Origin of the sequence: Mesorhizobium sp. M0058 (assembly GCF_040323095.1) — a bacterium.
Classification (GTDB): Bacteria; Pseudomonadota; Alphaproteobacteria; order Rhizobiales; family Rhizobiaceae; genus Mesorhizobium.
On sequence record NZ_JAMYUQ010000019.1, the window covers coordinates 87,319 to 102,203 of the forward strand.

The window sequence follows — 14,885 nt, forward strand, 5'->3', positions numbered from 1 at the left end:
CGGTGGCAGTGGAAACTGCGGCGGGCAAAATGCCCATTGGAGAAGAAGCCGCGATGCGTGATACGGCCAGTGGCCCGCGCGTTCTGCTGAAACGGCTCCGCGAGCTCATGCAGGAGCCGCTGGAGCCGCAGGAGCGGCTCGACCGGATCGTGCGCGACATCGCCTCCAACATGGTCGCCGAGGTCTGCTCGCTCTATGTGCTGCGCGCCGATTCGGTGCTCGAACTCTATGCCACCGAAGGTCTGAACCCGAACGCCGTCCATTTGGCGCAGCTGCGGCTGGGGCAGGGCCTCGTCGGCACCATTGCCGCCAGCGCGCGGCCGCTCAACCTCTCCAATGCGCAGGAACATCCGGCCTTCGCCTACCTGCCGGAGACCGGCGAAGAGATCTACAATTCCTTCCTAGGCGTGCCGGTACTAAGGGCAGGGCGCACGCTCGGCGTGCTGGTGGTGCAGAACAAGACCATGCGCCACTACCGCGACGACGAGGTCGAGGCGCTGGAAACGACCGCCATGGTGATCGCCGAGATGATCGCCACCGGCGATCTCGCGCGCCTGACCCGGCCCGGCCTCGAACTCGACCTGCGCCGTCCCGTCAGCTTTACCGGCCTGTCCTTCAACGAGGGTGTCGGCCTCGGCCATGTCGTGCTGCATGAGCCACGCATCGTCGTCACCAATCTGTTCAACGAGGACAGTGAGGAAGAGGTGCGCCGGCTGGAGACGTCGCTCGGTTCGCTCAGGCTTTCCATCGACGACATGCTGGAGCGGCGCGATGTCGCCTTCGAGGGAGAACATCGCGAGGTGCTCGAGGCGTATCGCATGTTTGCCAACGACCGCGGCTGGGTGCGCCGGCTGGAAGAGGCGATCCGCAACGGCCTGACGGCGGAAGCGGCGGTGGAAAAGGTGCAGAGCGACATGCGCGCCCGCATGCTGCACATGACCGATCCCTATTTGCGCGAGAGGATGAGCGACTTCGACGATCTCGCCAACCGGCTGCTGCGCCAGCTGATGGGGCGCGGGCCTGACGACGTCGCGGCGTCACTGCCGAAGGATGCCATCCTGGTCGCGCGCTCGATGGGCGCGGCCGAACTGCTTGATTATCCCAGGGACAAGCTGCGCGGCGTGGTGCTGGAAGACGGCGCTGCCACCAGCCATGTCGTCATCGTAGCGCGCGCCATGGGCATTCCGGTCGCCGGCCAGATGAAGGGCGCCGTTTCCATGGCGGAAAACGGCGATGCCATCATCGTCGACGGCGAGGAAGGCACCATCCATCTGCGGCCGCAGCCCGACCTCGAAGCTGCCTATGCCGAAAAAGTGCGCTTCCGGGCGCGCCGGCAGGAAGTCTACCGGGAACTGCGCAAGAAGCCGTCGGTGACCAAGGACGGCGTCCAGGTCGACCTGCTGATGAATGCGGGCCTGGCCGTCGACCTGCCGCAGCTGGCCGAGGCGGGTGCGGCCGGCATCGGCCTGTTCCGCACCGAATTGCAGTTCATGGTCGCCTCGACCTTCCCGCGCGCCGAGGCGCAGGAGCGGCTCTACCGCGACGTGCTGGACGCGGCGCGTGGCAAGCCGGTCACCTTCCGCACCATCGACATCGGCGGCGACAAGGTGCTGCCCTACTTCAAGGGCGCTGTCCAGGAAGAAAACCCTGCGCTCGGCTGGCGCGCGATCCGGCTGACGCTCGACCGGCCGGGTCTGCTCAGGACCCAGATCCGCGCTCTGCTGAAGGCCTGCGGCGGGCGCGAACTGAAGCTGATGCTGCCGATGGTGACCGAGCTCGGCGAAATCGCCCAGGCGCGCGAGATCATCGACCGCGAAGTGCGGCATCTCTCCCGCTTTGCCCACCATCTGCCGACCAGCCTCAAGGTGGGCGCCATGCTGGAAGTGCCGTCGCTGCTGTTCCAGCTCGACGAGTTGATGAAGGCGGTCGATTTCGTCTCGGTCGGCTCCAACGACCTGTTCCAGTTCGTCATGGCGGTCGATCGGGGGAACACGCAGCTCTCCGACCGCTTCGACACGCTGTCGACGCCGTTCCTGCGGGTTCTGAAGCAGATCGCCGACGCCGGGGTTCGCAACCACACGCCGGTGACGCTGTGCGGCGAGCTTGCCGGAAAACCCATTTCCGCCATGGCGCTGATCGGCCTCGGCTACCGCTCGATCTCGATGTCTCCAGCCTCGATCGGCCCGGTCAAGGCGATGTTGACCGAACTGCCACTGGAGGAATTGGAGGCTTTCTTTGCCGACAATCTGATGGCGCCAGCTCAAGGGCTGCCGATGCGGGCGCTGCTGCAGGCCTTCGCCGACGACCGCTCCATCCCGCTATAGCATTAGCCATGGTCAATCTTCCCCGCGAGCGTATGGATCAGGTCGTCAAGCGTTTCGAGATGCTCGAAGCGCAGATGTCGGCCGGCCCGGCAGCCGATGCCTATGTGAAGATGGCTTCCGAATATGCCGAGCTGCAGGACATGGTGGCCAAGGTCAGGGAACTGCGCTCAGTCGAGCGCGAGCAAGCCGACCTCGAGGCGATGCTTGCCGACAAGGGCACCGACGCAGAGATGCGGGCCCTGGCGGAGGCAGATTTGCCGGGCGTCGAAGCGCGAATCGAAGAGCTGCAGAAGGACATCCAGATCCTGCTGTTGCCCAAGGACGCGGCCGACGACAAGAACGCCATCCTTGAAATCCGCGCCGGCACCGGCGGCGATGAGGCGGCATTGTTCGCCGGCGACCTGTTTCGCATGTATGAGCGCTATGCCGCCGAACGCGGCTGGCGCTTCGAGACGGTGTCGGCCAGCGACGGCGATGCCGGCGGCTTCAAGGAAATCATCGCCACCATTTCCGGTAGGGGCGTCTTTGCCCATCTGAAATTCGAATCCGGCGTGCACCGCGTGCAGCGCGTGCCGGCGACCGAGGCCAGCGGGCGCATCCACACTTCGGCGGCGACGGTGGCCGTTCTGCCGGAAGCCGAAGAGGTCGACATCGACATCCGCGCCGAAGACATCCGCATCGACACGATGCGCGCCTCGGGGTCGGGTGGCCAGCACGTCAACACCACCGATTCGGCCGTGCGCATCACCCATTTGCCGACCGGTATCATGGTGGTGCAGGCGGAGAAGTCGCAGCATCAGAACCGGGCGAAAGCCATGCAGATTCTGCGTGCGCGGCTTTACGACCTCGAGCGCAGCAAGGCGGACGAGGAGCGCTCGGAGTCACGCAAATCGCAGGTTGGTTCGGGCGACCGTTCGGAGCGCATCCGTACCTACAATTTCCCGCAGGGCCGCCTTACCGACCATCGTATCAACCTGACGCTCTACAAGCTCGACCGGGTGATGATGGGCGAGCTCGATGAGGTCATCAATGCGCTGATTGCCGACCATCAGTCGAAGCTGCTCGCCGATATTGGCCTCGATGGCTGACATGTTGCCCGGCGCGCTCGGGCCGTTGTTGCGGGTGGCGCGGGAGCGGCTTGCCGCGGCCGGCCTTTCCGACCCGGCGCTGGATGCCAGGCTGATCGTCGAGCATTTTTCCGGCACGGACCGTACGCAGGCGATCGCCGACCCGCAACGGACGGTCGATGCGGGTGCGGTTGCCGCAATCGGCGCTGCTCTGCAGCGCCGCATGGCCGGCGAACCGGTGCACCGCATCCTCGGGTTTCGCGAGTTTTACGGCCTGCGGCTGTCGCTGTCGCCGGAAACGCTGGAGCCGCGGCCGGACACCGAAACGCTGGTCGAGGCGATCCTGCCTTTTGCCGGCGCGACGGCCGAAAGGCTGGGGGAATGCCGTATCCTCGATCTCGGCACCGGTACCGGCGCGATTGCGCTGGCGCTGCTCAGCGCGGTTCCGGCCGCGACGGCCACCGGGGTCGATATTTCACAAGGCGCGCTGGCAACCGCGATACGCAATGCCGAGCAACTCGGACTCGCCGGCCGGTTCGTGGGGCTGCAGTCCGACTGGTTCGAAAAAGTTTCGGGCCGATACCATGTAATTGCCGCAAACCCTCCCTATATACCGACTGGAGACATTGGAAATCTGCAGGACGAGGTCCGCGATTTCGATCCGCACAGAGCCCTTGATGGCGGTGTGGACGGTCTTGGCCCCTACAGGATCATCGCTGCCGAGGCGGCAAAGTTTCTGGAAGCACAAGGCAAGATAGCGGTCGAGATCGGCCACACGCAGCGCAATGAGGTCAAAGACATATTCGCGGCAGCCGGCTACAGGCTGGCCGGGGCATTTGTCGATCTTGGCGGAAACGACAGGGTTCTTATGTTTGAACAGGGAAAGCCTTGACGCAGTGCAAAAAAGCGCTTGGCAATGCCGGGGAATGCGGCTAGGGTCCGCCCTAACCGGATGAGACGAAGCAGGCAGTGCTCTTAGCGATTCGGTTTTCCTTGGAAATAGCTGCCTTCTTGCGCAAACGACGCCCAAGCTTCGTGCGGGAATCGTCCGGCAAGTGATGTAACCGGAACAGGATGACACGTGGCGCCAACGCAATTGATGCGGGCGAACGCCGGTGAAGAAACGAAACGGCTGGCTGCATGAGCGCCTCCGTTCGTGAAACGTTTTTCGAAAATTTCAAAATGAAGAGAGTCTTATGAGGCCACAACAGCAGAACAGGCGCATGCGCGGTCGCAACAACAATGGCGGCGGCGGTGGCAACAACAATAACAATAACAACAACCGCAAGGGCCCAAATCCCCTGACGCGCAACTACGAGAGCAACGGCCCGGACGTGAAAATCCGTGGATCGGCTCAGCAGATCGCCGAAAAATACGCCACTCTGGCCCGTGACGCGCAAAGCTCCGGCGACCGGGTTATGGCGGAGAATTACCTCCAGCACGCCGAGCACTACAACCGCATCATTGCCGCCGCACAGGCGCAGATGCCGATCCAGAATGCCCCGCAGAACCGCGACGAATTCGACGACGATGAAGATCGCGACGATTTTGACAATGCCGGCAGCGGCAATGGCGGCGAGACGCAAGCGCCGATGGCGAACCACGGCAACGGTCCGCAGCCGACGATTGAGGGCACGCCGGCCGAACTCGCATACGGCCAGGAAAACGGCCGCGAGAACAACAGTGGCCGTGACAATAATGGCCGCAACAACAACGGCCGCGACAACAATGGCCGCAACCGTGACCGCCGCCCCAATGGCGGCTATGGCCAGAACGACCAGCGTGGCGACTTTGCCCAGCGTGGCGAGCAGAACGGCCAGCGCGGCGACCAGCAGCGCTTCACCGAAACCCCGGCACAGGCGGAAACCGTTTCCGCGGTTGAGCCCGAAGCCGAGAGTGGTTTCTCCGAGCCGGCGCCGCTGTACGAAAACCTGTCGCCGGCGGCTCTTGCCGCCCGGGCCGAACTCAATGAGGCAGCCGCCGAGAGCGGCGCTGCCCGTCGCCCGCGGCGTCCGCGCCGCCCGCGCAACAATGCCGATCAGGTCGGTGACGAACAGTCTGGTGGTGGCCAGGTGGTGGATGGCGCCGGCGAGACCGCTGCCGCTGTTGACGTGGTTGATGCGGCGCCGGCCGAAAGCTCTGCCGGCGACCCGTTCGCCGTCGACGCCAACAACTGACCCACAAGACATAAGTCGATGAAACGGCGGAGAGAAATCTCCGCCGTTTTCGTTTGCTCGGCCATGCAATATCATCAGCCGGACGTCTTGAGCGGCAATGGCTTGCGCCCCATATCTGGCGTGAACTGGACCCGGCTCGGATGAGCGGGTCCGTCACCGCAATCTGATCCGGTGCCGCAAAGCGGGCCGGTGATGGAAGGAGACAGATATGAACCTCGAGAAATACTCCGAGCGCGTCCGCGGATTCATTCAGTCCGCCCAGACCATGGCGCTCTCGCGCAATCACCAGCAATTCACTCCCGAACATATGCTGAAGGTCCTCGTCGATGACGACGAGGGGCTGGCCGCCTCGCTGATAGAGCGCGCCGGCGGCAACGTGCGCGACGTCAAGCTTGGCGTCGAGACCGCCCTTGAGGCCATGCCCAAGGTGGAAGGCGGCAACGGCCAGCTTTATCTGGCGCAGCCGCTGGCCAAGGTGTTTTCGACCGCCGAGGAATTGGCCAAGAAAGCCGGCGACAGTTTTGTCACGGTCGAGCGGCTGCTGCAGGCGCTGGCGATGGAGAAGTCGGCCAAGACGGCCGATATCCTGTCCAAGGCCGGCGTCACAGCGCAGGCGCTGAACCAGGTGATCAACGACGTCCGCAAGGGCCGTACCGCCGATTCGGCGAGCGCCGAGCAGGGCTATGACGCGCTGAAGAAATACGCGCGCGACCTCACCGCCGATGCCCGCGCCGGCAAGCTCGACCCTGTGATTGGCCGTGACGACGAGATCCGCCGCACCATCCAGGTGCTGTCGCGGCGTACCAAGAACAACCCGGTGCTGATCGGCGAGCCGGGCGTCGGCAAAACGGCGATCGCCGAAGGTCTGGCGCTGCGCATCGTCAATGGCGACGTGCCCGAATCGCTGAAGGACAAGCAGTTGATGGCGCTCGACATGGGCGCGCTGATTGCCGGCGCCAAATATCGCGGCGAGTTCGAGGAGCGGCTGAAGGCCGTGCTCAACGAAGTCACCTCGGCGGCCGGCGGCATCATCCTGTTCATCGACGAGATGCACACGCTGGTCGGCGCCGGCAAGGCCGATGGCGCCATGGACGCTTCGAACCTGTTGAAGCCGGCGCTGGCGCGCGGCGAACTGCACTGCGTCGGCGCGACCACGCTCGATGAATACAGGAAGCATGTCGAGAAGGACGCGGCCCTTGCCCGCCGGTTCCAGCCGGTCTTCGTCAACGAGCCGTCGGTGGAAGATACCGTGTCGATCCTGCGTGGCCTGAAGGAGAAGTACGAGCAGCACCACAAGGTGCGCATCTCGGATTCGGCGCTGGTCGCGGCGGCGACCTTGTCCAACCGCTACATCGCCGACCGTTTCCTGCCGGACAAGGCGATCGACCTTGTCGACGAAGCCGCGTCGCGGCTGAGGATGCAGGTCGATTCCAAGCCCGAGGCGCTGGACGAAATCGATCGCCGCATCATGCAGCTCAAGATCGAGCGCGAGGCACTGAAGGTCGAGAAGGACGAGGCGTCAAAGGACCGGCTCGCGCGTCTCGAAAAGGAACTCGTCGGCCTCGAGGAGGAATCGACCGAGATCACCGCCAAATGGCAGTCGGAGAAGCAGAAGCTTGGCCTCGCCGCTGACCTCAAGAAGCAGCTCGACGCGGCCCGCAACGACCTCGCCATTGCCCAGCGCAAGGGTGAATTCCAGCGCGCCGGCGAGCTTGCCTATGGCAAGATCCCGGAACTGGAAAAGAAGCTGAAGGAAGCCGAAGCCCAGGACGGCAAGGCCGGCATGGTCGAAGAGGTGGTCACGCCCGACCACGTCGCCCATATCGTGTCGCGCTGGACCGGCATTCCGGTCGACAAGATGCTGCAGGGCGAGCGCGACAAGCTGCTGCGCATGGAAGACGAGATCGGCAAGCGAGTCGTCGGCCAGGGCGAAGCGGTGCAGGCGGTGTCCAAGGCCGTGCGTCGTGCCCGGGCCGGGCTGCAGGATCCGAACCGGCCGATCGGCTCGTTCATGTTCCTCGGACCGACCGGCGTCGGCAAGACCGAACTGACCAAGGCGCTGGCCAATTTCCTGTTCGACGACGAGAGCGCCATGGTGCGCATCGACATGTCGGAATACATGGAGAAGCACTCGGTCGCCCGGCTGATCGGAGCGCCTCCCGGTTATGTCGGCTATGAGGAAGGCGGTGCGCTGACCGAAGCGGTGCGGCGCCGGCCCTATCAGGTCGTGCTGTTCGACGAGATCGAGAAGGCGCATCCGGATGTCTTCAACGTCCTGTTGCAGGTGCTCGACGACGGGCGGCTGACCGACGGGCAGGGCCGCACGGTCGACTTTCGCAACACGCTGATCGTCATGACGTCGAACCTCGGCGCCGAATATCTGGTCAATCTCGGCGAAGAGCAGGATGTCGATGCCGTGCGCGACGAGGTTATGAGCGTGGTGAGAGCCTCGTTCAGGCCGGAGTTCCTCAACCGCGTCGACGAGGTGATCCTGTTCCACCGGCTGCGCCGGCAGGATATGGGCCGCATCGTCGAGATCCAGCTCAAGCGGCTGGAAAGCCTGCTCGTCGACCGCAAGATCACACTGTCGCTCGACCAGGAATCGATCGACTGGCTGGCGGCGAAGGGCTACGACCCGGCCTATGGCGCGCGGCCGCTGAAGCGGGTGATGCAGAAGGACCTGCAAGATCCGCTGGCGGAAAAAATCCTGCTTGGCGAGATACTCGACGGCTCGACCGTCAAGGTCACCGCCGGCTCCGACCGGTTGAATTTCCGGTCCAGGCCCACTGTGGTGCCGACCGACGCGGCAGCCTGATCCAACGCCGCGCGTCCGACCGGACGCGCGGCATTTTCTTATGAAACAACAATCCTTTGACGGGGGTGCAGATGACGCTGGACGACTACAACAGCTTCTGCGCCTCGCTGCCGCAGACGACGCACGTCGTGCAGTGGGGCGGGGCCGATGTCTGGAAAGTCGGTGGCAAGGTCTTCACCATCGCCGGCCATGACCGGGAGGGTGGCGTCTTCGTCACCTTCAAATGCTCTGAAATGGCTTATGACGTGCTGAAGGATCAGCCCGGCTGCCGGCCGGCGCCCTATCTCGCCTCGCGCGGCATGAAATGGATCCAGCGTCAGACAAGCCAGAGCATGGATGATGATGCGCTGAAGGACTATCTCGGCGAAAGCCACCGCCTCGTCGTCCTCAAGCTGACGAAGCAGACGCGCAAGGAATTGGGCCTGTAGCAACCAGTAATCCGCCATCTTCATGCCCGGTTCATGTTGGAAAGCTTATGTTGTGGTTTGCTGGCGAAGGGGTTTGCCTGCAGGCTTTTGACGATCAGGGCGTTCCTTGCGCATCCAAACGGTGGCGAGAACGTTCTGGTGGGAACACTGCGGGCGGCGGCAATTACGCATGACCCCGAAAATCGAAATTCGATTTTCGGAAAGGATCATGCGCAGACATGAAGTGTTACAGCGTCCTTTGCGCGTCCAAACGGGCGCGCGGCGCTGTAAGTACCGGAGAGTTTGACCACCATGTTCCGCACGATCCTTGCCTTTTCGGTGCTCGCCGCCGGGCTGCTCACGTCCAGCGCCATGGCATCGCCGACTGTGGACAACGCACTGCCGGCCGTCCGCGCCGCCGATAGCGGCGGCATTGTGCTTGCCCAGGACGGCAATCTCGACATCTATTACGACGCCAGGGGCAACCGCGTCATCGTCGATGCCGAGACCGGCAAGGTCATCGCCATCCAGCCGCCGCAGACCAGGCTCGACCGCCGCGCGCTGCGCCGGGAAATGCGGGCACGTGAGCTTGGACGCGCACCGGTCGAAGACGACGACCGCTACTATCTCGACGATCCCGAAGACATGGCGCGTTTCCGCCGCAGGCAACTGGACGATCAGGGACGAATCCCCGGCCCGCCGGTTGATGAATACGATCCTGAAAGCGACAGATTCCTGGGGGCCGCTCCGCAGGATGATGCCAATGACAGCGACACCTATCCGGAAGCGCCGAAATCCGCTGAACCGCGGCCCGTCAAGCGCCAGCCGCTGAACGAAGCCTCTATCGATCCCGCCGAACCGGCGGCGCCCGCCGACCAGGCCGCGCTGCCGCCGAAAGCCGGTGGCAAGACCGTGGTCGATCCCTCGCTTTCACTCGGCGCACGCCAGGATGTAGCCGCCTTGCAGGTGCTGCTCGACCGCGCCGGCGCTTCACCCGGCGTCGTCGACGGGCGCTTCGGCTCCAATGTCGACAAGGCGCTTGCCGCCTATAACCAGATCACCGGCAGCAATCTGCGCTCGACCGACGCGGTCGGCATCCAGGCTGCGCTGGCGCAGACCGGTGGCGATGCTTTCGCCAATTATACGATCACGCCCGAGGACGCGGCCGGGCCTTATGTCGCCTCGATACCGGAGGATTATAGCCAGAAGGCGCAGCTCGACCGCATGGCTTACACCTCCGTCACCGAAGCCTTGGCCGAACGGTTCCACATGGACGAGAACTACCTGAAGGGGCTCAATCCCGAGGCCGACTTCAGCCGTCCCGGCACCATCATCAAGGTCGCCAATTTCGGCAGGCTGGTGGCGACGCCGGTTGCCCGCATCGTCGCCGACAAGGACAAGAAGCAGGTGTTCGCCTATGACGCCGGTGGCAAGCTGGTCGCGGCCTATCCGGCCACCATTGGTTCAGCCGACACGCCCTCGCCGACCGGCACTCATACGGTGTCGCGCGTCGCGCTCGATCCGAACTACACCTACAACCCCAGCATCAATTTCAAGCAGGGCCAGAACGACAAGATCCTGACCATCCCGCCGGGTCCGAACGGCCCGGTCGGCTCGGTGTGGATCGCGCTGGACAAGCCGACCTATGGCATTCACGGCACGCCCGATCCCTCCAAGATCGGCAAGACCGAAAGCCATGGCTGCGTGCGCCTGACAAATTGGGATGCGCGTGAACTGGCCAAGCTGGTGTCGCCGGGCGTCACCGTCGAGTTCGTCGGCGGTCCCTCGGCCGATGATGTTGCGGAGCAAGTGAGCGCTCCAGCGCAGTGATATCGGCCTGCCCATAAGGCAGGCCGATATCCAAAGCTGGATTCATGAGCGCAGGGTGCTGGCTGGTTGTTGCCGGCCCGCAAGAAGTCTAAGCAGACGCTCATGAAGTCTCCGAGCGAAGCCGCAGCCGTTCCCCTGACCAGGTCGCTTTCCAACGGTACATTTTGCCCGCAGTCGCAGCGCAAGTTCGTGCTGGTAGCGGCGATCCTGGCGTCAGCGCTCGGCTTCATCGACGGGTCGACCCTGGCCATTGCCATGCCGGCAATGCGCGTCGACCTCGGCGCCAGCCTGGCCGAGGTCCAGTGGATTTCCAACGCCTATGCGCTGACGCTGTCGGCGCTGATTCTGGCCGGCGGCGCCGCCGGCGACCGGTTTGGCCTCAGGCGCGCCTTCGTTGCCGGCATTGCGCTGTTCATCGTCGCTTCGCTGGCCTGCGCGGTGGCGCCGAATGCGCTGGTGCTCATCGCCTTTCGCGCCATTCAGGGCATTGGTGCGGCGATCATGGTGCCGGGCAGCCTCGCCATCATCGCCAAGGCCTATCCGAAGAAGGAGCGCGGCCGGGCGATCGGCATCTGGGCCGCCGCCTCGGCGCTGACGACTGCGCTCGGTCCGGTGCTCGGCGGCTTCGTCCTGTCGGCCTTTGGCGGCGGTATCTGGCGGGCGATCTTCGCCGTCAACCTGCCGCTCGGGCTGATCTCGATCTATCTCCTGCTGGCCAAGATTCCCGCCGACGCGCCGACGGAGAAGCGAAGCCTCGATCTCGGCGGCGCCGCTCTCGCCACGCTTGCCTTCGGGGCGCTTGCCTACGGACTGACCTCGATGAGCGCCGAAGGCAGCGGGCTGATGTCGGGGCCGAGCATCGCCGCAGGCGCCGTGCTGCTTATCATCTTCATCGTCTTCGAGCTTCGGCAGCGCGAGCCGATGATCGATCTCAAGCTGTTTCGGATCGGCGCCTTTGCCGGCGCCAATCTCGCCACCTTCTTCCTGTATTTCGCCCTGTCGGCCAATCTGTTCTACCTGCCGATGCTGTTGATCGCCGGATGGGGGCTGAGCACCAAAGAGGTCGGTTTCATCTTCCTGCCGCTGTCGGCGTCGATCGCGCTGCTGTCGGGTCTCGTCGGCCAGTGGTCGGATCGCATCGGTCCGCGTTTTCCGATCGCCAGCGGCTGCCTGGTGGTTGCCATCGCCTTTGCCGGGCTGGCTTTGCTCACTCATGCCGGCATGCACAATTTCTGGACCGGTATCTTTCCGCTGATGGCCGTGATGGGGCTCGGCATGGCGCTGGTGGTGTCGCCGCTGTCGACGGCGGTCATGACCGCGGTCGAGGACAAGGATACCGGCGCCGCTTCCGGCATCAACAATGCGGTTTCGCGCATTGGCGGGCTGATTGCTGTGGCGGCGATGGGCTCGCTCGCGGCCTGGGTCTATTCGACGATGCTCGATACCAGCGCTAGGCCGGGCATTCCGGGATTCGGCGAACCGGCATTGGCCGGCCTGGCGCCAGACCTTGATGCAACACGGCTCGCCGCCAGCGATGCGGCGTTCGCGGCCGTGTCGACAGTGACGGCCGTGCTTTGCCTGCTTGCCGCTATTATCGCCTGGGCCACCGTTTCGGGGCAAAAGCTGCCTTGGTCACGAGCCGAAGAGGAGCAGTCGACCTGATTCGGAGCCGACCCGATTCGGAATGCTCTGATGGGGCGATTATGATTCGCCGGCGTCGAGTGTGACGGCTTAAAGCGCGTCGCGCTGAAACGGATTCATACGACGCGCTTTAAGTGTTTGTTTTGAGGCATGTCGTTGTCCCAGAACCGCGGCACACTTCTGGGCGACATGCATTAGCCTTCGATCTTGGCGCTCGCGACCTTCAGCGGATTGCTGTCTTCCTGCTTGAGCAGTTCATCGATGCGCTCGCGCTCGCGCTTGAAAGCGACCAGGTCGTCGCCCTTCAGCACCTTGCCGACCGGCAGGCGCACGCGCATCGGGTCGACCTTGGTGCCGTTGACGATCAGCTCGTAGTGAAGATGCGGGCCGGTGGAGAGGCCGGTCTGACCGAGGAAGCCGATGGTCTGGCCCTGGCGGACATGAACGCCCGGTTCGATGCCTTTGGCAAAGGCGCTCTGGTGATTGTAGGAGGTCTCGTAGCCATTGGCATGGCGGATGATGATCTGTTTGCCGTAGCCGCCGGCCCAGCCGGCCTTTTCGATGGTGCCGTTGCCGGCGGCGATGATCGGCGTTCCGATCGGCGCCGCCCAGTCGACGCCGGTATGCATGCGGACATACCCGAGGATCGGATGTCGGCGGGCGCCGAAGCCGGAGCGGAATTTCCCGGCGGGCAGGGGGTTGCGCAACAGGAACTGCTCGGCGCTAGATCCGTCCTCGTCGAAATAGTCGGTCGAGCCGTCCTGCATCTGGAATCGGTAGAAATTGCGCGTCTGGCCGCCGAAGGTCGACGAGACATAGAGCAGTTCCGATTCGTCGGAGGCCTGGTCGTCGCCGTCCGGCTGCGAGAACAGCACGTCGATGCGGTCCGATGGATTGAGCCTGGACTGGAAGTCGACGCCGGAGGCCAGGAGCTTGACCAGTTGCTGGGTCAGCTTCTTCGACATGCCGTAGGAATAGGCGGCGCGGTAGATGCCGTCATAGACGTTCGGCAGATTGCCGCGCACCACCACCGGCGCCGACGAATCATCGAACGCGGTCAGCAATTCGGGGTTCGGCTCCGGTTCCTGCGCCGGCACATACTGGCCGCGGTCGTCGAGCGCGATGGTGACGATGTGCGTTGTCTTGTCATAGACGCTGGTGCGAACGACCTTGGCGGCGTCGCCATGTACCTCGAGCCCGACGCGCAGCACGGTTCCGGTCTTCAGCGCCGGTGCGTTGAGCAGCTTGCCGATCGCCTCCGCCATGCCGGTGGCGTCATCGCCCGTATAGCCCGAATCAGCGAAAGCCTCGGCAATGTCGCGGTCCCTGGTGAAGGGAATGATTTCCTCGGCGAAAGCCGGCGTCTGGTCGTCGAGCGCGACGCGCGGCGCCACCGAGACGTTTTCCGGCACGATCTTGACGTCGTAGGAGCCGGCCATCGATTCGGCGAAGGCATCGCCGAATCGCTGCGGGTCGACATAATGCAGCGAGGCGACCTGCACGGCGCCGTCGCTGAGGTCGGTGCCTGCTTCGCGCACCACTTTTTCAACCTCGTCGGCGGACAGGTCGCTTTTTTCGTCGAAGGAGGCCGTCTCGACCGGGAAATCGACCGTCTTCAGGCTCATCTCGCTTTCGACCTTGGCGCCGTAGATCTGGCCGCCAACCGCGGAGGCCGTTGCCGGCTGCGCCGGCGTCGAGTCGCCATCGTCGCCGAACACCTGCATCGGGTCGAAAGGCGGATAGGCGCGGTTGGTGGTGTGGCCGGCGGCCAGCGCCATCTTGATCTGCACGAACGGCATGGTGTGGATAACGTCGCGGTCACCGACCTTGGTCACCATCGACACTTCCATGCGCCGGCGGTCCTTGGCCTTGGCGATCTGGCGCGGCGCCACCAGCCTGGTGGTCTTGGCGACCTCGCCGGAATCGCCGCCGCTTTCGAGCTGGGCCAGTTCGGCGATTTCGGGCGGGGTTGCCAACTGCTGGCGGCCGTCAAGGGCGGCAAACAACGCCACGCCCATCAGCACACTCGAGGTCACGCCGGTAAGAAAGGTGCCCGACAGCCAGCGCGCCGAAACCTCGCGCCGGTCGGGCGGGCCGCTGCGGCCATCCGCGATCAGCGGCGGCTCATTGCCGAGTTCGGCTATGACATCTTCCGTGTCTGGCATCCAGAAAGGCTGCTTCTTCCCCGGGCGGAACGGCTTTTCGCTTCTGTTGGGCCATGACATTTGCCTGTCACGGCGAGTGAAGTCAACGAAGCGGCGAAATCCCCACGCACACGCTCTGTTTTACAGCCCCTTATAGAGAGGCGACTTTATCCTCTTATAGGAGCCTCCTAAATCCTCTTGTAGGAGGGTCCGAACCGGTGATGCGCAGACCCCGCTTTGGCTCTTATAGGAAGTCACCTTGCGGGCCGCGCCGAGCCCTTCTTTGTTGGCCTTGGTGTCGAACGGCAATGCGGCGGCAATAGGGCTCCTTTTGGCAACGCCAATGTTCCCTTGGGGCAGTCCGCCGGCGCCAAAACTTCTGTCGCAAAAAGTTCAAAAACATCGTCGATGACTGTTGACAGTTCTGGTTGGTGGCGACTATATACGCCTCACGAACGAGGGCGGTGCGCCGCTGGCGGC

9 protein-coding genes are annotated in these 14,885 nt (G+C 64.0%); 8 read left to right on the top strand and 1 reads right to left on the bottom strand.

All coding sequences use genetic code 11. The features are described 5' to 3' along the window. The first annotated feature begins 53 nt into the window (after positions 1-53). The 8 genes from ptsP (at position 54) to NKJ75_RS27730 (ending at position 12,282) form a co-directional block, all read left to right on the top strand. Positions 54-2,324 carry a phosphoenolpyruvate--protein phosphotransferase gene (gene ptsP / locus NKJ75_RS27695; RefSeq protein ID WP_023672972.1) on the top strand — a complete coding sequence of 757 codons (2,271 nt, stop codon included), beginning with the start codon at positions 54-56 and terminating at the stop codon, positions 2,322-2,324. Positions 2,325-2,332: 8 nt separating this feature from the next. Beyond that, positions 2,333-3,412 carry a peptide chain release factor 1 gene (gene prfA, locus NKJ75_RS27700; RefSeq protein WP_023672971.1) on the top strand — a complete coding sequence of 360 codons (1,080 nt, stop codon included), beginning with the start codon at positions 2,333-2,335 and terminating at the stop codon, positions 3,410-3,412. Further along, positions 3,405-4,283: a peptide chain release factor N(5)-glutamine methyltransferase gene (gene prmC / locus NKJ75_RS27705; RefSeq protein WP_023701435.1), complete on the top strand. Its 879-nt coding sequence runs from the start codon at positions 3,405-3,407 to the stop codon at positions 4,281-4,283. The genes prfA and prmC overlap by 8 nt, the downstream gene beginning before the upstream one ends. Before the next feature lie 304 nt (positions 4,284-4,587). After that, positions 4,588-5,568: a DUF4167 domain-containing protein gene (locus NKJ75_RS27710; RefSeq protein ID WP_023698975.1), complete on the top strand. Its 981-nt coding sequence runs from the start codon at positions 4,588-4,590 to the stop codon at positions 5,566-5,568. Positions 5,569-5,776: 208 nt separating this feature from the next. Beyond that, positions 5,777-8,383: an ATP-dependent chaperone ClpB gene (clpB, locus tag NKJ75_RS27715; protein WP_023685772.1), complete on the top strand. Its 2,607-nt coding sequence runs from the start codon at positions 5,777-5,779 to the stop codon at positions 8,381-8,383. Positions 8,384-8,454: 71 nt separating this feature from the next. Continuing rightward, entirely contained in the window at positions 8,455-8,811 is a 357-nt protein-coding gene (locus NKJ75_RS27720; protein ID WP_023685771.1) for an MmcQ/YjbR family DNA-binding protein, read from the top strand. 291 nt (positions 8,812-9,102) lie between these two features. Beyond that, positions 9,103-10,620: a L,D-transpeptidase family protein gene (locus NKJ75_RS27725; RefSeq protein ID WP_023701438.1), complete on the top strand. Its 1,518-nt coding sequence runs from the start codon at positions 9,103-9,105 to the stop codon at positions 10,618-10,620. A 102-nt stretch (positions 10,621-10,722) separates the two neighbouring features. Beyond that, a complete protein-coding gene (locus NKJ75_RS27730) occupies positions 10,723-12,282 on the top strand; it encodes an MFS transporter (RefSeq protein WP_023744037.1) in 1,560 nt (519 codons plus the stop codon). Positions 12,283-12,455: 173 nt separating this feature from the next. Here the strand turns inward: NKJ75_RS27730 and NKJ75_RS27735 are convergent, their stop codons facing one another. Next, on the bottom strand, positions 12,456-14,426 hold the full coding sequence (locus NKJ75_RS27735) for a M23 family metallopeptidase (RefSeq protein WP_023701439.1): 1,971 nt from the start codon (positions 14,424-14,426) through the stop codon (positions 12,456-12,458). Between the last annotated feature and the right edge of the window lie 459 nt (positions 14,427-14,885).